Origin of the sequence: Bradyrhizobium sp. AZCC 1719, assembly GCF_036924525.1 — a bacterium.
Taxonomy (GTDB): domain Bacteria; phylum Pseudomonadota; class Alphaproteobacteria; order Rhizobiales; family Xanthobacteraceae; genus Bradyrhizobium.
This window is the reverse complement of sequence record NZ_JAZHRU010000001.1, coordinates 3,008,140-3,030,674: the sequence shown is the minus strand read 5'-3', so window position 1 is coordinate 3,030,674 and position 22,535 is coordinate 3,008,140. Positions and strand designations below refer to the sequence as shown.

General features: G+C 61.8%; 22 protein-coding genes. 8 read left to right on the top strand and 14 right to left on the bottom strand.

The annotated features are described in order from the left end of the window. Positions 1–5: 5 nt before the first annotated feature. Positions 6–1,085, bottom strand: a complete 1,080-nt coding sequence (locus V1292_RS14375) for a radical SAM/SPASM domain-containing protein (RefSeq protein ID WP_334373358.1) — start codon at positions 1,083–1,085, stop codon at positions 6–8. Beyond that, positions 1,082–2,173, bottom strand: coding sequence for a hypothetical protein (locus V1292_RS14370; protein WP_334373357.1), 1,092 nt, complete (start codon positions 2,171–2,173; stop codon positions 1,082–1,084). Before V1292_RS14370 ends, V1292_RS14375 begins: the two co-directional genes overlap by 4 nt. Positions 2,174–2,218: 45 nt before the next feature. Here V1292_RS14370 and V1292_RS14365 point away from each other — a divergent pair, with 45 nt between their 5' ends. Continuing rightward, positions 2,219–2,479: a hypothetical protein gene (locus V1292_RS14365; RefSeq protein ID WP_334373355.1), complete on the top strand. Its 261-nt coding sequence runs from the start codon at positions 2,219–2,221 to the stop codon at positions 2,477–2,479. Here V1292_RS14365 and V1292_RS14360 read toward each other — a convergent pair. Both V1292_RS14360 and V1292_RS14355 read right to left on the bottom strand, forming a co-directional pair. Next, complete coding sequence (locus V1292_RS14360) at positions 2,451–3,155, bottom strand: TIGR04282 family arsenosugar biosynthesis glycosyltransferase (protein WP_334373354.1); 705 nt, start codon at positions 3,153–3,155, stop codon at positions 2,451–2,453. The genes V1292_RS14365 and V1292_RS14360 overlap by 29 nt on opposite strands. A gap of 154 nt (positions 3,156–3,309) precedes the next feature. Continuing rightward, positions 3,310–3,537, bottom strand: coding sequence for a hypothetical protein (locus tag V1292_RS14355; protein ID WP_334373353.1), 228 nt, complete (start codon positions 3,535–3,537; stop codon positions 3,310–3,312). On the opposite strand from V1292_RS14355, the gene V1292_RS14350 reads away from it, so the two are divergent. Continuing rightward, positions 3,536–4,681, top strand: coding sequence for an acyl-CoA dehydrogenase family protein (locus tag V1292_RS14350; protein WP_334373351.1), 1,146 nt, complete (start codon positions 3,536–3,538; stop codon positions 4,679–4,681). The two genes, V1292_RS14355 and V1292_RS14350, sit on opposite strands and share 2 nt — an antisense overlap. 76 nt (positions 4,682–4,757) lie before the next feature. Continuing rightward, positions 4,758–5,597 (top strand): phosphate/phosphite/phosphonate ABC transporter substrate-binding protein, encoded by an 840-nt coding sequence (locus V1292_RS14345; RefSeq protein ID WP_334373350.1) that lies wholly within the window; start codon positions 4,758–4,760, stop codon positions 5,595–5,597. Between the two features lie 20 nt (positions 5,598–5,617). Here V1292_RS14345 and V1292_RS14340 read toward each other — a convergent pair whose 3' ends face one another. From V1292_RS14340 to V1292_RS14305, 8 genes are all read right to left on the bottom strand, one after another. Beyond that, entirely contained in the window at positions 5,618–6,652 is a 1,035-nt protein-coding gene (locus V1292_RS14340; RefSeq protein WP_334373349.1) for an Rv1681 family radical SAM protein, read from the bottom strand. A gap of 118 nt (positions 6,653–6,770) precedes the next feature. Next, the gene (gene cbbX / locus V1292_RS14335) at positions 6,771–7,664 is read right to left on the bottom strand and encodes a CbbX protein (protein WP_334373348.1); all 894 of its coding nucleotides are present in this window, start codon (positions 7,662–7,664) and stop codon (positions 6,771–6,773) included. Between the two features lie 153 nt (positions 7,665–7,817). Further along, the gene (locus V1292_RS14330) at positions 7,818–8,237 is read right to left on the bottom strand and encodes a ribulose bisphosphate carboxylase small subunit (RefSeq protein ID WP_334373346.1); all 420 of its coding nucleotides are present in this window, start codon (positions 8,235–8,237) and stop codon (positions 7,818–7,820) included. A gap of 12 nt (positions 8,238–8,249) precedes the next feature. Continuing rightward, the gene (locus V1292_RS14325; RefSeq protein WP_334373345.1) at positions 8,250–9,710 is read right to left on the bottom strand and encodes a form I ribulose bisphosphate carboxylase large subunit; all 1,461 of its coding nucleotides are present in this window, start codon (positions 9,708–9,710) and stop codon (positions 8,250–8,252) included. A 55-nt stretch (positions 9,711–9,765) separates the two neighbouring features. Beyond that, positions 9,766–10,851: a class II fructose-bisphosphate aldolase gene (gene fba, locus V1292_RS14320; protein ID WP_334373344.1), complete on the bottom strand. Its 1,086-nt coding sequence runs from the start codon at positions 10,849–10,851 to the stop codon at positions 9,766–9,768. A gap of 33 nt (positions 10,852–10,884) precedes the next feature. Continuing rightward, complete coding sequence (gene tkt, locus V1292_RS14315; protein ID WP_334373343.1) at positions 10,885–12,921, bottom strand: transketolase; 2,037 nt, start codon at positions 12,919–12,921, stop codon at positions 10,885–10,887. Further along, positions 12,918–13,793, bottom strand: a complete 876-nt coding sequence (locus V1292_RS14310; RefSeq protein WP_334373342.1) for a phosphoribulokinase — start codon at positions 13,791–13,793, stop codon at positions 12,918–12,920. The genes tkt and V1292_RS14310 overlap by 4 nt, the downstream gene beginning before the upstream one ends. 12 nt (positions 13,794–13,805) lie before the next feature. After that, a complete protein-coding gene (locus V1292_RS14305; RefSeq protein WP_334373341.1) occupies positions 13,806–14,843 on the bottom strand; it encodes a class 1 fructose-bisphosphatase in 1,038 nt (345 codons plus the stop codon). 145 nt (positions 14,844–14,988) lie between these two features. Between V1292_RS14305 and V1292_RS14300 the strand changes: the two genes are divergently transcribed. Further along, positions 14,989–15,960 carry a LysR family transcriptional regulator gene (locus V1292_RS14300; RefSeq protein WP_334373339.1) on the top strand — a complete coding sequence of 324 codons (972 nt, stop codon included), beginning with the start codon at positions 14,989–14,991 and terminating at the stop codon, positions 15,958–15,960. A 113-nt stretch (positions 15,961–16,073) separates the two neighbouring features. Here V1292_RS14300 and V1292_RS14295 read toward each other — a convergent pair whose 3' ends face one another. After that, complete coding sequence (locus V1292_RS14295; protein ID WP_334373337.1) at positions 16,074–17,144, bottom strand: hypothetical protein; 1,071 nt, start codon at positions 17,142–17,144, stop codon at positions 16,074–16,076. Positions 17,145–17,560: 416 nt separating this feature from the next. Here V1292_RS14295 and V1292_RS14290 point away from each other — a divergent pair, with 416 nt between their 5' ends. From V1292_RS14290 to V1292_RS14275, 4 genes are all read left to right on the top strand, one after another. After that, on the top strand, positions 17,561–18,106 hold the full coding sequence (locus V1292_RS14290; RefSeq protein ID WP_334373336.1) for a TRAP transporter small permease: 546 nt from the start codon (positions 17,561–17,563) through the stop codon (positions 18,104–18,106). A gap of 1 nt (position 18,107) precedes the next feature. Beyond that, positions 18,108–19,415, top strand: coding sequence for a TRAP transporter large permease (locus V1292_RS14285; protein WP_334373334.1), 1,308 nt, complete (start codon positions 18,108–18,110; stop codon positions 19,413–19,415). 14 nt (positions 19,416–19,429) lie between these two features. Continuing rightward, positions 19,430–20,404 (top strand): TRAP transporter substrate-binding protein, encoded by a 975-nt coding sequence (locus V1292_RS14280; RefSeq protein ID WP_334373332.1) that lies wholly within the window; start codon positions 19,430–19,432, stop codon positions 20,402–20,404. 400 nt (positions 20,405–20,804) lie between these two features. Further along, the gene (locus tag V1292_RS14275) at positions 20,805–21,647 is read left to right on the top strand and encodes a calcium-binding protein (protein ID WP_334373331.1); all 843 of its coding nucleotides are present in this window, start codon (positions 20,805–20,807) and stop codon (positions 21,645–21,647) included. Here V1292_RS14275 and V1292_RS14270 read toward each other — a convergent pair. Further along, positions 21,631–22,398, bottom strand: coding sequence for an SDR family oxidoreductase (locus V1292_RS14270; RefSeq protein ID WP_334373329.1), 768 nt, complete (start codon positions 22,396–22,398; stop codon positions 21,631–21,633). The genes V1292_RS14275 and V1292_RS14270 overlap by 17 nt on opposite strands. Positions 22,399–22,535: the final 137 nt, after the last annotated feature.

Here is a 22,535-nt window from a genome sequence, read left to right as displayed (position 1 = left end):
CTCGCTCACAGGCTCCAGCGCAGGCCGCAATTGGCGCACGCCTTGGGAGGCTTGTCCGAAAGCAGCGCCGTACGAAAGTCCCGATAGGCAGGCCCGTTCCAGATATCCGGCAGCGACTGCTGCCCTGCATGGCCGAGCGTATAATTGTCATAGCCATGCTGCGAAAACGGCGCGATGCAGCACGGCAAGGCCCGGCCGTTGGCCGTGAAGTACATCAGCGACCATGGCCGCCGGCACAACGACCACGGCGAACCGTCGACGCTGCCCTTCAAACTCAACTCCGGCTCGCTCGCTGCGCCCGACGCACTGAAGGTTACGCCAAGGGAACGCGCCAATTCCTCAGCCTGTTTGAGATAGACCGCTTCCTCCTGTGTCAGGCGGTCGAACAGGGCCTGATCCGGACGTGCCTTGCCGATGGCCGATTCAGTGAAGAACACAAGCCGCTGCAGATAGACCTCCCTGACCCCGCTCTCGGCTGCAACTTTCACAAATGCCGGCAGTTCCGCCACCGTCTCCTTCAGGCCCGTGAGCCACATGGAAACCAGCGGGCTGGCATGTCCCTCTCTTTCCTGCAGTTCGCGAAACGCGCGCACGTTGCGGATGATGCGGCCGAAATAATCCCTGCCGCGGATCGCCTTGAAGCTCTCGCGGTTCGACGCGTCGAGCGACACACGCAGTTCATCCAGCCCGGCATCGATCAGCGCACGGCCATTGCGCTCACTGAGGACCGTTCCATTGGTATTGAACAGTACGTAGACGCCGCGGTCCTTCAGGTGTCTCACCATTCGGGGCAAGTTCGCGACCAGCATCGGCTCGCCGACTCCGTGCAGAACCGCGCGCGCCAGAGCAGGTACCTGATCGACAATCGACGTGAACAGGTCCCAGCTCATGTCTGCCGGCGGCTCAAGCTCCTCGTAGGTGCGAGGACAGGTGGTGCACAGCAGATTGCAGCGGTTGGTCACTTCCAGATAAAGGCAGACCGGCGGACGCTGTGCGATCTCGGTACGCTCGGCCGCGACCGACTCGTGATAGCGGCGCGGATCGAAGGGCGCGCCAGTGCCCTGCACTTCGCCGGAAATGTTCATTGCGATGCCCCGGAATCTGCAGTCCGCTGCATGCGGGCCCTCCATGCCGTAAAGGCGCAAGCTAGGAAAAGACCTCCGAACAGAATTGATTTGCTCACAATTCTCGGAATGTAGAAATCCCAATCGAGCTGTTCGGACAGCAACAGCGCTCCGATCGAAACCGCCCAACCAGGCGCGGATCCACACAGGGCGACAAACGGCATTATAGCTAGAAAATGCCAGGGATAGTTGGGCGACAACAACAGGAGCGTGAGAAGTAACAGCATGTTGATGTCGGCAAGACTGGATGCGATGCTGTGATGAGAGCTGCGGGCCACGGAGAGCCCCGTGAACCAAAGAGCCAGCGCTGCCAGTGCAACGTAGGCGGCAACATCACCTTCATGATAGCCGAACACAAGGCGCCAAAGTGACAACAGCCAGAGATCGTTGCCGCCACTGATGCCCTGTTCCGTCAGATAGCCTTGGGTCAGGAATCCGAGAACGCCCCACCCGACCGACAAATAGGGAAGATAACAGAGCGCAATGACCGCGATCACGACGAGCGGCATCTTGAAGTCCCATGGCCGCCAGATTCCGGCCAGCACCGGCGCAACATAGGGTTTCACCAGTATCGAAAACGCAATCACAACCGCCCCCGCAAGCGCTCGGCCGGTCAAGGCGATCCATAGGCCAAGCATCATCAGCGTCACCATCAGCGCGTCGACGTGGCCGTTGTTGGCAATCTCCCACAAGGGAAGCGGATGCCAGAGATAGGCGACCACGCGCGTCACCGGGCGGTTGGTTCGACGCAGCAGGAGCATGATCAGTGTCACGGTCACGACCTCGCACCCCAGCAGCGCGAGACGCATCACTGTAACGCTTTCGCTTAGCCGCGTGACAAGGAGGAAGAAAAATTGCGCCACCGGGGGATAGATGGTGACGGCCGTATCGGCCCGGTTGATATGGGGGAAGATCGTTCCATCGCGCAGAAATGCCAGCGTCTCGTCGGCCGGGAAATAGCGATAGGGGTTGATGCCGGCGGCCTGAACCCTGCCGTCCCAGATATAGCGATAGATGTCACTGGACAGGAGCGGATCGAACAGCAGCACATAGCCTCTCAGAATGATCGCACATCCAAACACGAGCCAGAGCGCGTGTTTCTGCGGAGCGCGCTCGGCGAGGTCCGTCGCGGCAAGCGTCAAGAGACCCACAGGGATGGTCAGCGCGATGAAGGCATTGTCACCGAGAGTCTCGAACGCAAAGGGGGTTACGAACGTCATGCCGACGATGACGACACCGATGACAGCCAAGAGATGAAGGGGAGCAACATGCTTGGCGGCACGCGCCAGTCGACCGGATTGGTTCGAAATTTTCCCAGCCATCAGTTCACGGGCTTATCTGGAGCCCGGCCTTGAGAAAGGCCCGGCTCGCGGGAGCAAATCCGCCTGCACGAAAGCGTGTAGAAGCGCCGGCGAGTTCCTCCTGCAGCCAACCCAAGCTCTCGATATCGTCGACATCGTACCATTCCGGAAGCAGCGTCGTGGCAAGACCAATCTCGGCGGCTCGGTCACATGTGCTGCGGGCAACGGTTTCCGTTCCCCACGCGATGCGCGTAAACAGATGCTGATGCGCCTTCTTCAGCCCAATGAGATAGTAGCCGCCGTCGCTCGCAGGCCCAAGCACCATACGATCACCGGGCTCGCGCAGGGCTTCGATTGCCCGCACAAGGAAACGAGGCGGCAAGGTCGGACTGTCGCCATTGACGAGCAGGACGCAGTCATGTCCGGCACCCAGGAGCGCACGCGTCGCACCGATCAGCACGTGTCCGAGATCGTCGCCGACCTGCAACAACAGTCCGAATCCTGCCGGAAGTAGCTGCCGCATGATGTCTTCGGCTCCTGCCGGCGCATAGACGCCATAGCCGCGCCTGCCGAGCGCCTCGGGCACCGCCTCAATGGCTGCGGCGACGTCGCGCAGAAAGCAGGCAGACAGCTCGGAAGCGGTGGTGGCGCCAACGGCCGTTGCAAGGCGCGTTTTTGAGCGGCCGGGCTGCGGCGCCTTGCCAATGATTCCGATCGCTGCGCTGCTCACGGCAGCGGCCGGGATCGCAGGGGATCGGCGATCGCGATCATTTGCAGCGCGTGGTCATGAAAGCTTGCCATCATCAGACAGCCTCGTTACGCCTTGCTGGTCATTGGTAGCGTTCCACCCGACAGCGGGCAAGCGCCGCCCGCTGGGTGCGGTTTCAAGGACGCGCGTCGTCGATGAAAAAAAACTTCCGAGTGACGTAACAAACCGGCTTTGAAGAACGTAATTGCCTTCCCCCGTACTTGCTGCCGGCATGGCAATAGTTTTCCATGTCCAGAGCTGATCGTGTTGATCCCTTGGTGCGGCTCGCATAGCATTGGCAGCCGAGAGCGGGTTCGACGTTCTCGAACCCGGTGGTCAGCGCCTGGATGTCGGGGGTCGTCATGGATCATGCGACTGCAGTTTCGAATGCCAAGGACATCGCCGATCGCATCCTGGCGCCGGCGGCCAGGCAAAACGACAAGGAAGGGCGATTTTCGTCGGAGGCCATCGCGGCGCTCGGGCCGGCGGGGCTGCTGGGGCTCATGCTGCCCGCCGAGGTAGGCGGCGCGGCCCTGGGACCGCGGACCCTCGCCGCTGTCATCACGACGTTTGCGGAAGCGGACGCGTCAGCGGCGATGGTCTATTTGATGCACGCGTGCGCGACCGCGACGATTGCGGCGGCCCGTCCGGGGGCCACGGTCGCGGAGACGCTAAAGGACATTTCGGCGGGAAGACACCTGACCACCCTGGCATTCAGCGAAGCCGGATCGCGCAGTCACTTCTGGGCGCCCGTTTCGCGAGCAAGGCGCAACGCTGCCAACGTGCATCTCACGGCGAAGAAATCGTGGGTGACGAGCGCGGGTCACGCACAAAGCTATGTGGTCTCGGCGCTGTCTCCTGAAGGCACGACTGCAACGGATTCGACGCTCTATCTCGTCGCCAGCGATACGCCCGGGCTGTCGGTCGCCGGCCCGTGGGATGGTCTCGGGATGCGCGCCAATGCTTCCGCGCCGATGACCCTCGAAGATTGCGAGATTGCCCCCGGTCTCCAGCTGACGGATGACGGCGCCGGCTTCAAGGCCATGCTGGAAATCGTGCTTCCGCTGTTCAACCTTGGAACCTCGGCGGTCGCGCTCGGGCTTTGCCGGGCCGCAGTCGCGGGCACGGCGTCTCATCTCAACAGCGCGCGCTTCGATCATTTGGGCCAGACCCTCGGCGAGAGCCTGCAGACGCTTCGCGCTCAACTTGCGACGATGCAGATCGAAACGGACGGGCTTGCGGCGCGCATCGACGATCTCGTCGATCACCTTGAGCGTCCCCGGGAGACCACCATGCTGCGCGTGCTCGAGAGCAAGGCGGCGGCAGGTGAGGCCGCGATCGCCGTCACCTCGGCCGCGATGCGGGTGTGCGGAGGCGCGGCGTTCTCAAAGCATCTTTCCATCGAGCGACTGTTCCGCGATGCCCATGCCGGCGCTGTCATGGCGCCGACGGGCGATGTTCTGCGCGACTTCATCGGCAAGGCCATTTTGGGAATACCGTTGTTCTGAGTGCGGTGACGCGTTCGGAAACTTCGGCAAGCGAATTGATCGTATCTGAACTTCAAGCGCGACAGGTGAGGCCATCATGAGCCGGACGATCTGGTTAGGTGCGGTCGCATATGATCCAAAGGTGGTCAGTATCTGGGAGGGGATGCGGCGGTACTTTCACGAGGAAGCTCATCTCCCCGTCGAGGTGGTGTTGTTTCAGAGCTACGAGGCGCAAGTCGCGGCCCTCCTTGCCCTGCCCGGCGATGCGCTGCCGCGCATCGACATCGGATGGAATACGAACCTCGCTTTTATCCAGTCCGAGGCGTGGAGCGATCGGCGTTGCCGGCCCATCGCGATGCGCGACACCGATGTGGGCTGGATGACCAAGATCGTCGCGGTAACCGGCGGACCTGTCGCCAGGCTTGCCGATCTGAAGAACCGCACCCTCGCGCTCGGCAGCCGTGACAGTGGCCATGCGGCTATCCTTCCAGTGTATTTTCTCGGGCGCGACGGGATGGCTGAGGGGAAGGACTATCGAACGCTGCGCTTCAACAGCGACGTAGGCAAGCACGGTGATACCGGGACGAGCGAGTCCGAGGTCATTCGCGCGGTGCTCGACGGTCGCGCCGATGCCGGCGCCATCGGCAGCCCCTTCTGGGATGCCGTGCGCGCCCAGCGCCTGGTGCCGGAAGGTGCGCTAACGGAGATATGGAGTTCGCCGCCCTTCAATCACTGCATGTTCACAGCTCGGTCCGATCTCGACCCGGCGCTGGAGCAGCAGTTTGCCAAGGCTCTCTTCGCCATGAGCTTCGATAACCCGATCCATCGTTCCGTGCTCGAGGCCGAAGGGTTGCGCCAGTGGGTCGCGCCACAGCTTGAAGCATATGCGTCACTGCGGGAAGCGTCGGCGCAGCAGGGCTTTTTAGAGCGGCCGTAAACGCCCCCTCCGCTATCTCATCAGGCGCAATTAAAAATCGTCGCCAACCGGCGCTGATGCTCAGATTCGCGATCGAAGGCGCGGCGAACGGCCGCGAAGGATTCGGCGAGCGGAAAGATTTCGCCGCTGACCAATAGATCGCTATCCTCGGCGCCGACCGGATGCCAGAACACGCCTTCCGCCGTGATCGTCACCTCGGGCACCAGGTCTGCCCTTGCCACAGCGATGCCCCGCGTCGCGGCGCCTCGCAGCGCAATTCGCCTGATCACCCGGTTCTCCTCGCTGACGTGATGGGTGTCAAGGAAGCCGCGGAACTCTTCGGCCTCCGCGTCAGTTGACACTGTCGCCGCCAATCGCACGCGGAATCCTTCGGCGCGGGCCCGCTCGATTCCTTTCCAGGCGCGCGCCCACGTCCCCTTTCCACGATGGTTGTCGTGGCGCTCCGGCGTCGGACTGTCGAGGCTGATCTGCAGGGTGACGCGCTCGTGAGGCAATGAGCGCAGTGCTTCGAGCCGGCGCCCGGCAAACAGCATACCATTGGTGAGAACCGTGGTCGGCGCCGCCACAGCACATGCGGCAATGATTTCGCCGATATCCGGCAGCATGAATGGCTCACCACCGGTCACAAATATTTCCTTTACGCCGAGCTCTGCCGCCTCGATCGCAATCCGCCGCACCCGCTCGACGCCGAGCGCCCGCCGCGGAGCCTTGGGTGACGAGCGCACGCAGCAATAGTCGCAACTCAGGTTGCAATCGAAGTTGGTGTAAAGCCATAATCGAGAGCCGACAGGTCGATCTTCACCTACATTCTCCGGCGCCTCTCCGTACCGAAGCACCCATCGCGTGCGGCCGTCTTCGACTGCTGTGTCGACCAGGCTGTTGCGGGTGAAGCGACACCATGCCTCGAGTTCGGGGCCGATACTTGGATCGCCGCTGATCACGGCCAGCAGATCGCCCTGACGGCTACGGCGTAATGCGGCTATCAAATCCGGCAGTAGACCGGAGGCAAATGTCTTGCTGCCGGCATCGAGTTCAACGTTCGCGTTCGTCCTCATGCGTCAATCCTCGGTCCTCCAATCTATCGCATCAGAAACAATCTCACCAGAACGCAACGAACACGATCAATTTCCAACGAAAATGCAGCAAAATCAATGATCGGGCCCTTGTTCCTCTTCACTCGGAGCGAACCGTCGACTGGTCCTTCAGAAAGACCCGGCTGGCGAGCACGTCTGACGCCTCCAGGGACATGATATCGTCAGCCGTCAGCACACGATCGAGATTGGCAACGAGACGATTGGCCTGGCGCAGGCGCATGCGGTCGAGCGCGTTTCGGATCGAGCGCGCGTTGGAGAACAGCGGCTGGGTCTTGCGCAGCGCGATGTAGCGGATGAACGCCTGACGCGCCTCGGCGCTGAATTTGTAGTTCATGTCGCGCAGCATCAGCTCGGCTATGGCAAGCAATTCTGGCTCCGAATAGTCCGGAAAATCGATGTGATGGGCGATGCGAGAACGGAAGCCGGGATTGCTGGCGAAGAACTTATCCATTCGATCGCCGTAACCGGCAAGAATCACCACGAGATCCTCGCGCTGGGTTTCCATCACCTGCAGCAGAATCTCGATCGCTTCCTGACCGTAGTCGCGTTCGTTGTCGGGCCGGTGGAGATAATAGGCTTCGTCGATGAAAAGCACGCCGCCCATCGCCTTCTTCAGCACCTCCTTGGTCTTGGGCGCGGTGTGGCCGATATATTGCCCAACCAGCTCATCGCGGGTAACCGACACCACCTGGCCGCGACGCACGAAACCGAGCCTGTGGAGAATGCTCGCGATCCGCAGCGCCACCGTGGTCTTGCCGGTGCCGGGATTACCGGTGAACGACATGTGCAATGTCGGCACCTCCGATGTCAGGTTAAGCCGCTTGCGGATACGTTCGATCAGCAAGAGCGATGCGATTTCGCGGATACGGGTTTTCACGGGCACCAGCCCGATCAGCTCGCGGTCGAGCTGCGTGAGGATTTCCTCGATGCCGACGGCTTCGAGCTCCTCGCGGAGGTTGACCGTGTCTGTCATGTCGGCGGTATCCAAGTCCATCTGGCAAACCTCGACGCAATGCACGCGCAGTCTGAAAAAAACTCCGTCGCCGCTTCCACAGCGACGGAGCAGTGCATCCGGCAGACGCAAGGCACGATCAGGGAGAACTCGTCTGTCGGACCGGGTAACTTGCTAAGCGTAACGCCGGCCCTCGGGGCGGTCGGCGGCGTATGATTTGGTCGTGTAGCGGATGTTGCGGCCGGCAACTTCGTGCCGCTCGAGGCGGAAGCCGGGTTCCTCCTTCGGTCGGTTGACGATGAAGGACAGCCGCACCGATTCCCAGCCGTGACTGGAATCGAACGCCGACAACCGGATGTATCTGTCACCATACACCTTGCGGCATTGGTTCAGCTCCATCATCACGCCGGCGGCGTCGCGGAGGTCGAACATCGGCAATCCCCACATTTCCCAAAAATTGTTGCGGGGATGCGGATCGTCGGTGAATTCGATGTTCACCGCCCATCCGTTCTCCAGGCAGTATTGCACCTGGCGCGAGATCTGCTCGTCGGTGAGATCGGGCAGAAACGAGAAGCAGCCTTGGGTAATGCGCATGATTTCCGCTCCTTACATCGCGACAGAGGGCGTGGGCACGTAGTCGGGCATATCGGTCGATTCGTAGTTGAAGGTGACGTCCTTCCAGACCTCCAGCGCCGATTTCAGCGGCGTGCAGGTCTCTGCGGCCTTGGCGAGAATCTCAGGACCCTCGTGCAGATAGTCGCGGCCTTCATTGCGCGCGAGAATCATGGCTTCCAGCGCTACACGGTTGGCGGTCGCGCCGGCCTGAATGCCCATCGGATGGCCGATCGTGCCGCCGCCAAACTGCAGGATCACGTCTTCGCCGAGATGATCGAGCAGTTGATGCATCTGGCCTGCGTGAATGCCGCCGGATGCGACCGGCATCAGCTTGTTGAGGCTCGCCCAATGCTGGTCGAAGAACACGCCGTGCTCCAGCCGCATCGGATTGTAGTCCTCGCGGCAGATGTCGTAATAGCCGCGCGTGGTCGCCGGATCGCCTTCGAGCTTGCCGACCACGGTGCCGGCGTGGATGTGATCGACGCCCGCAAGCCGCATCCACTTCGCGATCACCCGGAACGAGACCCCGTGGCTGCGCTGCCGTGTATAGGTGGAATGCCCGGCACGATGCAGATGCAAAATCATGTCGTTGCGCCGCGCCCATTTGGCCATCGACTGGATCGCGGTGTAGCCGATCACCAGATCGATCATGATGACGATCGAGCCGAGTTCCTTGGCGAACTCGGCGCGCTCGTACATGTCTTCCATGGTTCCGGCGGTGACGTTGAGATAGGTGCCCTTGATCTCGCCGGTCGCCGCCTGCGCCTTGTTGACGGCCTCCATGCAATACAGAAACCGCTCGCGCCAATGCATGAACGGCTGCGAGTTGATGTTCTCGTCGTCCTTGGTGAAGTCGAGGCCGCCCTTCAGCGCCTCATACACCACGCGCCCGTAGTTGCGCCCGGACAGGCCGAGCTTCGGCTTCACCGTGGCGCCGAGCAGCGGCCGGCCAAACTTGTCCATGCGCTCGCGCTCGACCACGATGCCTGTTGCAGGCCCCTGGAAGGTCTTCACGTAGGCCACCGGCAGCCGCATGTCCTCTAATCGCAATGCCTTCAGCGGCTTGAAGCCGAACACGTTGCCGATGATCGAGGCCGACAAATTGGCGATCGATCCGGGCTCGAACAGGTCGAGGTCGTAGGCGATGTAGGCGAAATACTGGCCCGGCGAATTCGGCACGGGATCGACGCGGAAACATTTGGCGCGGTATTTCTCCGCCGCCGTCAGCCGGTCGGTCCACACCACGGTCCAGGTTGCGGTCGAGGATTCGCCGGCAACCGCGGCCGATGCCTCGATCGGATCGACCCCATCCTGCGGCGTGACGCGGAACAGCGCGATGATGTCGGTGTCCTTGGGCTCGTAGTCGGGCTCCCAATAGCCCATCTTCTTGTATTCGAGGACGCCGGATTTATAGCGATCCTTGCCGCGGACAGTCATCGAGTGCATGTTCATATCGCTCTCCTGGGGTGGTGTGCGGCGACTGGTCGGGGTCGAACGTGTCGTCAGCTCATTCGGCGGCATCGGCTATTCCTCCGATTCGTGGATCGAGTGCGCCCGAGCGGTAGCGTCGCGCCATCTCGGCCAATGGGATGACCTTGATCTCCGACGCATGCCCCGCCGTGCCGAATTGCTCGAAGCGCTCGCGGCAAAGATCGCGCAGGCCATCCATCGCCGGTTTCAGAAATTTGCGCGGGTCGAACTCGCTCCTGCTCTGCGTTGCGACCTTGCGGAACGCCGCGGTCATCGCCAACCGGCAGTCGGTATCGATATTGACCTTTCGGACACCGTGCTTGATGCCGCGGACGATTTCCTCGACCGGCACGCCCCAGGTCTGCGGCATCTCGCCGCCGAACTGGTTGAATGCGTCCTGCAGCGGCTGCGGCACCGAGGACGAGCCGTGCATCACCAGATGCGTATTGGGCAGCCGGCGATGGATTTCCTCGACCACCCTCATGGCAAGAATGTCACCGTCCGGCTTGCGCGAAAACTTGTAAGCGCCGTGCGAAGTCCCCATCGCGATCGCCAGCGCATCGACCTTGGTGGCGCGAACGAAGTCGACCGCCTGATCCGGATCGGTCAGCAACTGGTCGTGGCTGACCTCGCCTTCGACGCCATGGCCGTCCTCCTGCTCGCCGCCGCCATGCTCCAATGAGCCGAGCACGCCCAATTCGCCTTCGACCGAGGCGCCGATCCAGTGCGCCATGTCGACCACGCGGCGGGTGATGTCGACGTTGTACTGGTAGCTCGCCGGGGTCTTGGCATCGGCCATCAGCGAGCCATCCATCATCACCGAAGTGAAGCCGTGCTGCAGCGCGGTGGCGCAGGTCGATTCCTCGTTGCCGTGATCCTGGTGCAGGCAGAGCGGGATCTGCGGATACATCTCTTCCAGCGCCTCGATCATCTTCGCCAGCATGATATCGTTGGCGTAGGAGCGCGCGCCCCGCGAGGCCTGGATGATGACGGGCGCATCGACGGCAGACGCCGCCTCCATGATGGCAAGGCCCTGCTCCATGTTGTTGATGTTGAATGCCGGCACGCCATAGCCACGCTCTGCGGCATGATCCAGCAATTGCCTCAGCGTTATCAGCGCCATCGCAGTCTCCGTATCATTGCTCTCGTGTGACCGTCATGCCCAGGTTGCCGCCATCCTTGACCGCGCGATGCAGCGCATGGCCGCTATGGCGACGGCGTTCTCGGTGATGCCGAATTCGCGGTAAAGCGTTTCCGCCGGCGCAGATGCGCCAAAGCCGGTCATACCGACGAATTCGCCGCCGTCGCCGAGCCAGCGCGCCCATTCTCCTTCAACCGCTGCTTCGACCCCGATCCGCGGGGCATCTCCAAGAACCTCCGCCCGGTACTCGTGCGACTGCCGACGAAACAGTTCGAAGCACGGGGCCGAGACGACGGCCGCGCGGACATTGTCCTTTGCGAGCGTTTTCGCAGCCGCGATGGCGATCGAGACCTCCGACCCGGTCGCAATCAGCGTGACATCGCGTCCGCTCTCCGGCTCGACGACGACATAGGCGCCGCGTGCGACCAGATTGCCGCCACCGCCTTCACGGAAGGCAGGCAGCGCTTGCCGCGACAGACACAGCACGGACGGACTGGCCTGCGCCCGTAGCGCGCAGTCCCACGCCTCGGCGGTCTCGACGGCATCGCCCGGTCGGAAGACCAGCAGATTGGGGATCGCTCGAAGCGATGCCAGATGTTCGACCGGCTGGTGGGTGGGACCATCCTCGCCCAGCCCGATGGAGTCGTGCGTCATCACATGGATGACGCGAATATTCATCAGCGCTGCCAGCCGGATCGCCGGACGGCTGTAATCGGCGAAGCTGAGGAACGTGCCGCCATAGGGGATGAAGCCGCCATGCAGCGCGATGCCGTTCATCGCCGCCGCCATGGCGTGCTCGCGGACGCCATAGTGAACATAGCTGCCTGCAAATGAGCCGGGCTGTACCGGTCGCTGGGTCCTGGCCCGCGTCAGGTTGGAATGCGTGAGATCCGCCGAGCCTCCGAGCAGATTGGGCAGTGCCTCTGCGATTGCATCAATCACGCGCTGCGACGCCTGCCGGGTGGCAATATTCGGCCGCTCGGCTGCGAAGTCATCGCGCAGCTTTGTCATCGCTTGCGCATAGCTGCATGGCAGGTTGCGATTCAGCGCATCGTGAAATGGCGAACGGGAATCCGAACTCAGACGCTTGGTCCGTTCGATCCAGCAGCGGCGCGCGGCATGCCCGCGGCGGCCTGCCCGACGCCACTGCGCGAGCACGGCTTCCGGGATCTCGAACGGCGCGTGCGGCCAGTTCAACGCATCGCGCGTTTTGGCGGCTTCTTCGCCACCCAGCGGCGCGCCATGGACTTTCTCGGTACCCTGACGGTTCGGCGCACCGAAGCCGATGATTGTGCGGCAGGCTATCAGCGACGGCCGGTCGCTGTTGCGTGCCCGCTCGATCGCGGCCGCGATCGCTTCGGGATCGTGGCCGTCGATTCGGCTGGCCGACCAACCCGCGGCCCTGAACCGAGCGAGCTGATCATCCGAACATGACAGCGACGTGGCGCCGTCGATCGAGATTTCGTTGTCGTCGAACAGCACGATCAGGCGATTGAGCCTGAGATGCCCGGCCAGCGAGATCGCCTCGTGGCTGATCCCCTCCATCAGGCAGCCGTCGCCGGCGATTACATAGGTGTAATGGTCAACGCAGTCGTCGCCAAAACGGGCGTTCATCAGCCGCTCGGCCAGCGCCATACCGACGGCCGTGGCGATGCCCTGCCCGAGAGGTCCGGTGGTCGTCTCGACGCCCGCCGTATGGCCATATTCGGGGTGTCCGGGCGTCTTCGACGCCCACTGCCGGAAGGCCCTGAGCTCATCCAGCGTCATGCCTTCGTAGCCCGTCAGGTGCAGAAGCGCATACAGCAGCATCGAGCCGTGGCCGGCCGACAGCACGAAGCGGTCGCGATCCGGCCACGCCGGGTCCGAAGGATCGAATTTGAGGAAGCGCGAAAACAGAACGGTCGCGACGTCCGCCATACCCATCGGCATGCCCGGATGACCGGACTTCGCCTTTTCAACGGCGTCGATCGCCAGGAAGCGTATCGCGTTGGCCATCTCTGCGTGTGACAGATCCGGGCGGCTGGCTATGCGGGACAGAGCGGGAGCATTCATATCGTGCGCCTCTTGCGTTCCATCAGTTGCAGGATCAGTGGTGTGAGGATGAGCTGCATCGCCAGGTCGAGCTTTGCCCCGTGGATCACGATCGAATTGGCGCGCGACATGAAGCTGTGCGGAATCATCGACAGCAGATAGGGAAAATCGATGCCGCGCGGATTCTTGAGGCGGATCACCACCATCGATTCATCGGGCGTCGGAATCCACCGCGCGATGAACGGGTTCGACGTATCGACGGTCGGCACGCGCTGGAAATTGATGTCGGTCTCGGCGAACTGCGGACAGATGTAGTTCACATAATCCGGCATTCGCCGCAGGATGGTGTCGGTCACCGCCTCGGCGGTATAGCCGCGGTCGCGACGATCGCGATGCAGCTTCTGGATCCATTCCAGGTTGATCACCGGCACCACGCCGATCTTGAGATCGGCATGCTGCGCCACGTTGACCTTATCGGTCACGACCGCGCCGTGCAACCCTTCGTAAAACAGCAAGTCGGAGCCTGCCGGCAATTGGTCCCATTCGGTGAATGTACCTGGCTTGGCGCCGTACAGCTTCGCCTCTTCGTCGTCGTGGACGTAATGACGCGTCATTCCGGTGCCGGATTCACCGTAATCGCGAAACACTTTTTCGAGTTCCTCGAACAAGTTGGTTTCCGGACTGAAATGGCTGAAATGCTTGTTGCCGCGCTCGGCCTCCTCCAGCATTTTGGTGCGCATCTCGAAACGATTGTAACGATGGAAGGCATCGCCTTCGATGTAGGCCGCAACCACCTTTTCGCGGCGGAAAATCTGCTCGAACGTCTTCTTCACCGACGTGGTGCCGGCGCCCGACGAACCCGTGATCGATATGATGGGATGAGCCCGCGACATCGTGATGCTCCGTCAGCGGAACAGGCCGCGCCGCGCGAACAGCGGCGCATCGCTATTGTCGAACATCGGCTCGATCCTTTCGTGAATGGCAGCGATGTCGCGCACGCCACGCAAAGAACCCATGATCAGCGGCACTCGCTGGTGCGGCGTTCTCGCAGCCACTTCCAGAATTCGCCGCCGTCCGGTCGAGGCCGCGCCGCCCGCCCATTCCATTACCAGCGCCATCGGATGGGCCTCGTACAGCAGGCGAATCCGCCCTTCGCGATAGCTGGGGCGGGCATCGGCCGGATAGAGAAACACGCCGCCGCGCGCCAGAATGCGAAGCGATTCCGCAACCAGCGAACCGATCCAGCGCATGTTGAAATCCGCCTCGCCGCCACCGCTGGTACCGGCGAGACATTCATCGATGTAGGCGCGAACGGGACCATGCCAGTGCCGGCGATTGGACGCGTTGATGGCGAACTCCGGCGTATCGCGTGCGACCTGCACGGCCTGCCGGATTAGCAGAAATTCCCCCGCGCGCCGGTCGAGAATGAAGATATCGACGCGCGCGTTGAGCGCGAGGACCAGCGTGGTTTGTGGACCGTAGACGAAAAATCCCGCCGCGCATTGCGCCGTGCCGGGCTCAAAGAAAGTCGAAAGGATGTCATTGCCTCTCGGGCGGATCGAAAAGATGGTGCCGATCGAGATGTTGTTTTCGAGATTGGCCGATCCGTCGAGCGGATCGATCGCAACGCACAGGTGCGCCTCGGGCCGCAAGGTTTCCGGCAGCGCCGCCTCCTCGGAAAGGACCGCCGCCACCGGCGCGTCGCGCAGCGCACGGCGCATCATTTCGTCGGCGACGATGTCGATGTCTTTCTGCCGGTCGCCGTCGGAATTGATGCCGCCGTCTCGTCCGGTGATATCAGCGAGCGGCCCATTCGCAATCAGCGCGGCGAGCTCGATTGCAGCAGTGGCAATGGCCTCGATCACCGCACCGACCGCCGCGCCATGCGGGATCTGCGCAATAGACTTCTCGAGATGTGAACGCAGCGTCACGCGTTCGTCCATGGCCGTCTCCCGGTGCGCTCTCTCGGCGCTGTCGAAGCGTCCGCCGATCGGCGACCCGCGCTCTTAAGCAAGCGCAGTTTGCCGAATTAGGGAAATTTTGTTATCTTTGGCCTGAGCAAAGTTTTTGTTATAATGGAGGCGTGCCATGGCCGGCCGTTTGTTGCGCGAATTGACCATCCGCCAATTGCGCGCGCTGGCCGCCGTGCAGAAGCACCGGTCGGTGACCGCGGCATCGAAGCAGCTATACCTGACACAGCCCGCGGTAACGCTGCAGCTACGCAACCTGCAGGCGGTCGCAGGATTGCCGCTGATCCAGCGCACCGGCGACGGCATGCTGCTGACGGATGCCGGGCGCGAGGTATTGGCGCTCGCCGAGCGGATCGAGGCGGCGATCACCGACTGCGAGACCACGTTGGAGATGATGGCGGGAAAGACCGCGGGCCGCATCTCGATTGGCGCGGTCTCGACCGCGAAATATTTCGTGCCGTTCATGATCTCCGGATTCTCGAAGCTCTATCCGAACGTCGAAATCACGCTCTCGATCGGCAACCGTCAGGAGGTCGGCGAGGCACTACGCGGCTACGATCTCGACTTCGCGATCATGGGCCGCCCGCCCGCCGACATCGACATGAACGTCCACCTGATCGGCGATCATCCCCACGTCATCATCGCGCCGACCGCGCATCGGCTGGCGCGGAAATCCCGCATCGCGCCGCGCGAGCTTGCCGGCGAAACCTTCCTGACGCGCGAGCCGGGGTCTGGAACGCGCGGGCTGATGGAGCAATTGTTCGAGACGTCGGGTATCCGCCCCAAGATCGGCCTCGCCATGAGCAGCAACGAGACCATCAAGCAGGCGGTGATCGCAGGGCTGGGCATCGCCTTTCTCTCTGCGCACACGGTCGCGACCGAGCTCGACGAACGGCGCCTGGTCACCCTGGACGTCGATGGCCTGCCGATCGTGCGGCAGTGGTTCGCGCTTGCACGCAAGGACAAGGTGTTGCTGCCGCCGGCGCAGGCGATGCTCGATTTCCTCAGCGCCAGGGGCAAGCAGTTTCTGCCCCGCACCCACCGTCGGATACGTCTCACCCGGCCGTCGGGCCGCGCCAGTCGCGGCTGACGCGCTCTTCAATGACGCCTGGCGCTAGAGGAGGACGCGGGCCAAGATTCCGTCCGGTCAAAGGCAAAGACTGCCCTTCATCACCGCGGAGATTGAACCGCCTCCGTTTCTCCCTAAGTCCGCCTGAACTTCTCAGCGATCCCGTCCAACGTCGAGAAAACCGGCTCGACCGCATATCCTGCTAAGAACGACAAGGCGGCAGACGACAGGTTAAGCTCATTGTTGAACCCACCGAGCCCGATCGCCAGACCGGCGAGACTTCCAAGCGCAATGCGGACGACATGCCTGATCGGAGACGAGGACGCGAACGTCGTGTCCTTGATTTGCTCCGACGTCAGCCGGAGCACATAAGTCCCTGCACCGACCGCACCCAACAAAAGCGGAACGAGTGCATTGTAGATCCCGTTCAAGAGCGCCACTTTTTGCTGCGCTTCGCGAATTTGCCGGCGCGTCCGATAGTAGTTTCTGACATTGTCGTAGCCATTATCCAAGACGGGAAGTCGCGAAAGGTCACCCACCTCGTAGTGAATAGGCTTGAAGCTGGTGACCGTCGAAATCGCACTGACCTTGGAATTAAGCTGATCCGATATCCAGTACAGCGTTTGGAGCTTCGCTCGCAGATCGTCGATCTTCTGTCTCGTTTCCTTGGTGATGTGCTTATCGTCGAGATCGAGCATCAAGGATCCGGCTTCCGCGTTTAGACCATCGAGATCAATCTTGACGTCCGAAATTTGCGAGCTGATCTGGGGAGCAAGTACGTCGCCCTCCGCCATGAGCTTCTCGATATCCTCGCTGAGTTTGCCCGAAGTGCCCGCTATGAATCCAAATGCCACGGCACACGTCACCAGGAACAACAAGAGGATCAAATACCTCCGGGCGTGAATTTGTGCTCGGGATCGGCCGTCCGTCCACCAGTCCCACCAGCTATTCTGGGGAGTTGCGGCTGGTTGGATCATGGACACCGTGTCCATAGAGATTGGCTTTATGAGATCACAAAGCTTGCTGTATGCCGTCCAAAACTGGATTGATATCGCAGGCGACCACTGATTCTGATCGGCTGCGTCCCACGCCGCGACCAACGACGAGACAATATCGTCGGGGGTCGTCTTGGGGCTCTCGGCAGCAAACTTGAGAAGAACGGCCGAGTTATGCAATGCCTCACGCTCACTGTCTTGCAACTTCATAATGACCCCATCAGCGCTGCAACGGCCGCCATCGCTGAGCTTACAATCTCAATGAGCGACCGCCCTGAAACAAATATGAGATGCAGCCGAACGAAGACTTCTCGACCGCAACCGTCAAATGACCTACGGCAAATGCATACTGGGTCCCTATACATCCTCAAGTTGCCACCGTCCAGCGGAAGCCAGCCAGCGATCGCAACTCACCATACCGGACTCGGATCAGCAGGATCCGATTCCCCCGCCTTGACGTTCCGGCGCAACTCCGAAAACCTGTCCTTGTCGTCTGGGGACTGATTTCAGTCGTCAGATTTCGGCTCGGCCAGGGGCGACCGGGCCTTTTCCGGCAGGTAACAATCACGGGAAGTGGTACGTCTATTGCTTCCGGGCAGTATGCGTGCGAGGGGTAAGGACTCATTATGATCCGCGTGTTTCTCGATCGGCTCTACCTTTTCTCCGGCTATCTCGCCGGACTTTTCCTCATTGCGATTTTCGTCCTGATGCTGCTGCTGTCGGGCGGCCGGCCGTTTGGCATCAATATTCCAGCGGGCGACGATTTCATCTCCTGGTGCATGGCGGCGACCGCCTTCCTCGGGCTCGCGCATACGTTCAAGCACGGCGAGATGATCCGCGTCGGCCTGTTGATCGACCGCCTCAACGATAATGTGCGCCATTATGTCGAGATCGCAGCCCTCCTGGTCGGTGTCGGCTTCATCGGCTTTTTCGCCTGGCATGCCGCGATCATGACCTGGCAGTCGTGGAAGTTTTCCGACATTTCGCAGGGCGTCATCGCGGTGCCACTGTGGATTCCGCAGCTCGGCTACAGCGGCGGCCTCGCGATTCTTTTCATCGCCTTCGTGGATGAGTTGATCCATGTGCTGCGCGGCTTTGCGCCGCGCTACGAATTACCGAAGGCGCAGAGCGCCGAGGAAATCATCGAGCGTGCCATGCAGAGCGGGGTCTGAGATGGAGCTGCTTTCCATCGCCGCCATCCTGCTCGGATTCCTGGCGCTGCTACTTGGCGCCGGCGTCTGGATCGCCGTCGCGCTGATGGCGACGGGATGGGCCGGCATGCAATTCGCCGCCGGCGGCATTCCGGCCGGCAGCGTGCTGGCGACGACTGTGTGGGGCAACAGCGCATCCTGGTCGCTCGCAGCGTTGCCACTCTTCATCTGGATGGGCGAAATCCTGTTCCGCACGCGCCTGTCGGAGGAAATGTTCCGCGGGTTTGCGCCGTGGCTGAACTGGCTGCCGGGCCGGCTCATGCACGTCAATGTCCTCGCCTGCGGCGTGTTCGGTTCGGTCTCGGGATCATCAGCCGCGACCTGCGCCACGGTTGCCAAGATCGCCCTGCCCGAATTGAAGAAGCGCGGCTATGACGAAGGCTTGAGCCTCGGCTCGCTGGCAGGCGCGGGCACGCTCGGCATTCTCATCCCGCCGTCGATCACCATGGTGGTCTACGCCGTGCAGGCGAACGTCTCCATCATTCAGGTCTTCCTCGCCGGGTTTCTGCCGGGTATGTTGGTGATGGCGCTCTATTCCGGCTACATCGCGATCTGGTCGCTCGCCAATCCGAGAAACACGCCGCCAGCCGAACCGTCCATGAGCTTTCGCAGGCGTGTTGCCGAGTCGCTCAATCTCATTCCTTGCCTGCTGCTGATCATTTTCGTCTTTCTGTCGCTGCTGATGGGCTGGGCGACGGCGACGGAATGCGCGGCCTGGGGCGTGTTGGGATCGCTCGCGATTGCATGGTGGCAGGGCGCGCTGACCTGGCAATCGTTCTGGGCGAGCGTCATGGGCGCGACGCGGGTCAATTGCATGATCCTGCTGATCCTGGCGGGCGCCTCCTACATGGGCACGTCGATGGCCTATACCGGCATCCCGATGGCGCTCGCGAACTGGGTGAACGGCCTCCAGCTCAGCCCCTATGCGCTGATTGCGGCGCTGACCGTGATGTACGTCGTGCTCGGCACGGCGCTCGACGGCATCTCCATGATCGTGCTGACGACCGCCATCGTCATCCCGATGGTAAAGCAGGCCGGCTTCGATCTGGTCTGGTTCGGAATCTTCCTGGTGCTGGTGGTGGAAATGGCGGAAGTCTCTCCGCCCGTCGGCTTCAACCTGTTCGTCCTGCAGACCATGAGCGGCAAGGATTCCAACACCGTCGCCAAGGCGGCCCTGCCGTTCTTCTTCTTGCTCGTTCTGGCGGTTGCCCTCATCACGGTCTTTCCTGATATCGTGATGGTGCTGCCGCGGATCGCGTTCCCTGGCTAGAGAAAGGTATTGTCATGTTCAGACTTATAAAGACGTACGCATTGGCCGCCTGCATCGCGGCGCTGGCCGCCCCCGCAATGGCGCAGACAAAATGGAATCTTCCGGCGGCCTATCCGGCGGACAATCCGCATTCGGTGAATCTGATCGCGTTCGCCAAGGACGTTGCCGATGCCACCGGCAACAAGCTGCAGATCACCGTGCATCCCGCCGCGTCGCTGTTCAAGGCGCCGGAAATCAAGCGCGCGGTCGCCACCGGCCAGGCGCAGGCCGGCGAGGTTCTGATTTCGCTGCACGAGAACGAAGATCCGATGTTCGGTATCGACGTAATCCCCTTCCTGGCGACGAGCTATCCGGCAGCCAAGAAGCTGTGGCTCGCCTCGAAGCCTGCCATCGAAAAGAAGCTCGCCTCGCAGGGACTGATGCTTCTGTTCGCGGTGCCGTGGGGGCCACAGGGCATTTATGCCAAGAAGGACCTCAACACGGTCGAGGATATGAAAGGCCTGAAGTGGCGCGCCTATAACGTCGGCACCTCGCGCATCGCCGAACTCGTCGGCGCGCAACCCGTCACCATCCAGGCGGCGGAACTGCCGCAGGCGCTGGCCACCGGCGTTGTGAACGCGTTCATGACCTCGGGCTCGACCGGCTACGACAGCAAGTCGTGGGAAACCATGACGCATTTCTATGATACGCAAGCCTGGATTCCGAAGAACGTCACCTTCGTGAACAAGGCGGCGTTCGACGCGCTCGACAAGCCGACGCAGGACGCGATCCTGAAGGCCGCGGCAGTCGCCGAAGAGCGCGGCTGGAAGCTCGCAGAAGAAAAGGCGAAGTGGTATCTCGAACAGCTTCAGGCCAACAAAATGAAAGTGCTGCCGCCACCTCCGGCGCTGAAGTCCGGCCTCGAGAAGATCGGCGAGCAGTTGACGGCCGACTGGCTCAAGAAGGCGGGCGCCGACGGTGAAGCCGTGATCGCCGCCTATAAGAAGTAAGACCACATTGTCGCGCGCTCGCAGCGTCCGGCGTTGATTGCCGGACGCTGCTATTTTCGCAGACGACGCTCACTCACCCGAAATAATAATGCTGCCGACAAGCATCCTTCGATACATCCTTAGGTAGACGAGTAATTATTTCTTAGGAGCATCGCGATACCGTTCAGGCATCTTCACAGCATGTCGCCGCTTGCAGAGGGCGGCAACTGGGTTTGGAAATGCCGCCATGAGAGTGCTCTACAATCCTCTTTCCCCATCGTTCCGACCCTGGTCGTTGCCGCAGCCGCCGGAGCCGCCCAGGCTTTTGGCCACGCTGGCGTCCAACCATCAGGCTTCATCGAACGAGAAATCGCAAGGCGGACCTGCAACCCCGTCCACCGGCAGCATCGGGCAATCGCCGGTGGTGCAGGCGTTCTTGCTGCGGTTGCAGGAACTGGGAATGTCATATCGGCCGGGGACCGACGGCGACGACGCGCTGTCCGGTTGGAGCAAGACTCTCGCCGATGGCGGCGACGGCAACGATACGATCGATGCCTGGTCCGATAGCGTTGTCGATGGTGGCGCGGGTAATGACTCGCTCCGTGCTTGGTCGGGATCGGCTGTCTATGGCGGCGCCGGCAACGACCAGATCGACGTCTGGTCCGATAGCGCCGTGGATGCCGGCGACGGCGACGACATGGTACGCGCCTGGTCAAATACCGTGACGATGGGCGGAGCCGGAAACGACACGATCAGCGCCTGGTCGGAGAGCCTGGTCGACGGCGGCGCAGGGAATGACACGATCTCGGTATGGTCCGACAGCCGCGCCTATGGTGGTGACGGTAATGATTCCATCTCAGCTCTCGTCGGCAGTTATGTCGAGGGCGGTGCCGGTAACGACACCGTCGATGCGGACAACGGAACGATCGTCAGCGGCGGTACGGGCGACGATACAATTCGCGCTGACCGGGGCTCCACAATCCTGTTCAACGCCGGCGACGGCAAGGATACCGTCTTCACCAACCGCGACGTTACCATCAAACTGGGCGCGGGCTTGTCGGCCGAGAATATGAACGTCACGATATCAGGAAACGTCGCGACAGTGTCCTTCGGAGACGGGTCGGACCAGTTGACGTTGGATATCGGCTTCCATCCGGTAAACCTTTCCTTCGCCGATGGCTCAAGCGCCGAAATCAAGGTCGATACGTTCAGTGCCTTGCGTGCGCGGTCAGGCGAAGGGCCAACAATTAAAGACAGGTCGTGATACCACCATCGACATAAAGCGTATGCCCGTTGACGAAGGACGAGGCATCTCCCGACAGAAAGACGGCGGCGCCGATCAGTTCGTCCACGTTGCCCCAGCGCGAGGCCGGCGTCCGCTTCTCCAGCCACGCTGAAAACTGGGGATCGTCGACCAGCGCTTGATTCAGCGGGGTCTTGAAGTAACCCGGCGCGATGGCATTGATCTGCAGTCCGTGCTTGGCCCAATCGGCGCACATGCCGCGCGTGAGATTCTTGATCGCTCCCTTGGTAGCGGTGTACGGGGCAATGCCCGGGCGGGCCAACTCGCTCTGAACCGAGGCGATGTTGATGATCTTGCCCTTTCCGCGCGGGATCATGTGGCGCGCGACAGCCTGGCCGACATAGAAGGCGCTCGAGACATTGGTCCTGAGGAGTTGCTCCCACTTCTCCGCCGGGAAATCCTCAAGCGGCGTGCGAAACTGCATGCCGGCGTTGTTGACGAGAATATCGATCGCCCCATCCGTCCGTTCGATTGTCGCAACTCCTTCGCGGACATCCTCGGCGACGGTGACGTCGAAACCGGCGACCGCAACCTTGTGCCCGGCTGCGGTCAAGCTTGCGGCGGCGGCCTCAAGCTTGCTGCGCTCCCGTCCATTCAGGACCACGGAGGCGCCATGCTCGGCGAGCCCTCGCGCGATGGCGAGGCCGATCCCCTGGGACGATCCTGTGACGAGCGCTCGTTTGCCGGCTAGATTGAACAGTTCAAATGCCACGGCGAGATCTTCTCCTTGTGTGCGGGCGGGTCCCACTGCCGTCCGAGCACCTTGACGCCTGCCAGTCCGATGCGAAGAACGAATCCGGATGGACGTAGAAACACTGCACACCGCGGTCAAGCCAAAACGGCAGATCA

What these genes read in the sequence shown, in the direction of transcription:
- V1292_RS14305 (WP_334373341.1), bottom strand. Translation starts at nt 14,843, where the DNA reads ATGGACGAACGCGTGACGCTGCGTTCACATCTCGAGAAGTCTATTGCG.
- V1292_RS14285 (WP_334373334.1), top strand. Translation starts at nt 18,108, where the DNA reads ATGGAGCTGCTTTCCATCGCCGCCATCCTGCTCGGATTCCTGGCGCTG.
- tkt (WP_334373343.1), bottom strand. Translation starts at nt 12,921, where the DNA reads ATGAATGCTCCCGCTCTGTCCCGCATAGCCAGCCGCCCGGATCTGTCA.
- V1292_RS14330 (WP_334373346.1), bottom strand. Translation starts at nt 8,237, where the DNA reads ATGCGCATTACCCAAGGCTGCTTCTCGTTTCTGCCCGATCTCACCGAC.
- V1292_RS14375 (WP_334373358.1), bottom strand. Translation starts at nt 1,085, where the DNA reads ATGAACATTTCCGGCGAAGTGCAGGGCACTGGCGCGCCCTTCGATCCG.
- V1292_RS14280 (WP_334373332.1), top strand. Translation starts at nt 19,430, where the DNA reads ATGTTCAGACTTATAAAGACGTACGCATTGGCCGCCTGCATCGCGGCG.
- V1292_RS14300 (WP_334373339.1), top strand. Translation starts at nt 14,989, where the DNA reads ATGGCCGGCCGTTTGTTGCGCGAATTGACCATCCGCCAATTGCGCGCG.
- V1292_RS14325 (WP_334373345.1), bottom strand. Translation starts at nt 9,710, where the DNA reads ATGAACATGCACTCGATGACTGTCCGCGGCAAGGATCGCTATAAATCC.
- V1292_RS14350 (WP_334373351.1), top strand. Translation starts at nt 3,536, where the DNA reads ATGGATCATGCGACTGCAGTTTCGAATGCCAAGGACATCGCCGATCGC.
- V1292_RS14290 (WP_334373336.1), top strand. Translation starts at nt 17,561, where the DNA reads ATGATCCGCGTGTTTCTCGATCGGCTCTACCTTTTCTCCGGCTATCTC.
- V1292_RS14345 (WP_334373350.1), top strand. Translation starts at nt 4,758, where the DNA reads ATGAGCCGGACGATCTGGTTAGGTGCGGTCGCATATGATCCAAAGGTG.
- V1292_RS14355 (WP_334373353.1), bottom strand. Translation starts at nt 3,537, where the DNA reads ATGACGACCCCCGACATCCAGGCGCTGACCACCGGGTTCGAGAACGTC.
- V1292_RS14340 (WP_334373349.1), bottom strand. Translation starts at nt 6,652, where the DNA reads ATGAGGACGAACGCGAACGTTGAACTCGATGCCGGCAGCAAGACATTT.
- V1292_RS14310 (WP_334373342.1), bottom strand. Translation starts at nt 13,793, where the DNA reads ATGTCGCGGGCTCATCCCATCATATCGATCACGGGTTCGTCGGGCGCC.
- fba (WP_334373344.1), bottom strand. Translation starts at nt 10,851, where the DNA reads ATGGCGCTGATAACGCTGAGGCAATTGCTGGATCATGCCGCAGAGCGT.
- V1292_RS14295 (WP_334373337.1), bottom strand. Translation starts at nt 17,144, where the DNA reads ATGAAGTTGCAAGACAGTGAGCGTGAGGCATTGCATAACTCGGCCGTT.
- cbbX (WP_334373348.1), bottom strand. Translation starts at nt 7,664, where the DNA reads ATGACAGACACGGTCAACCTCCGCGAGGAGCTCGAAGCCGTCGGCATC.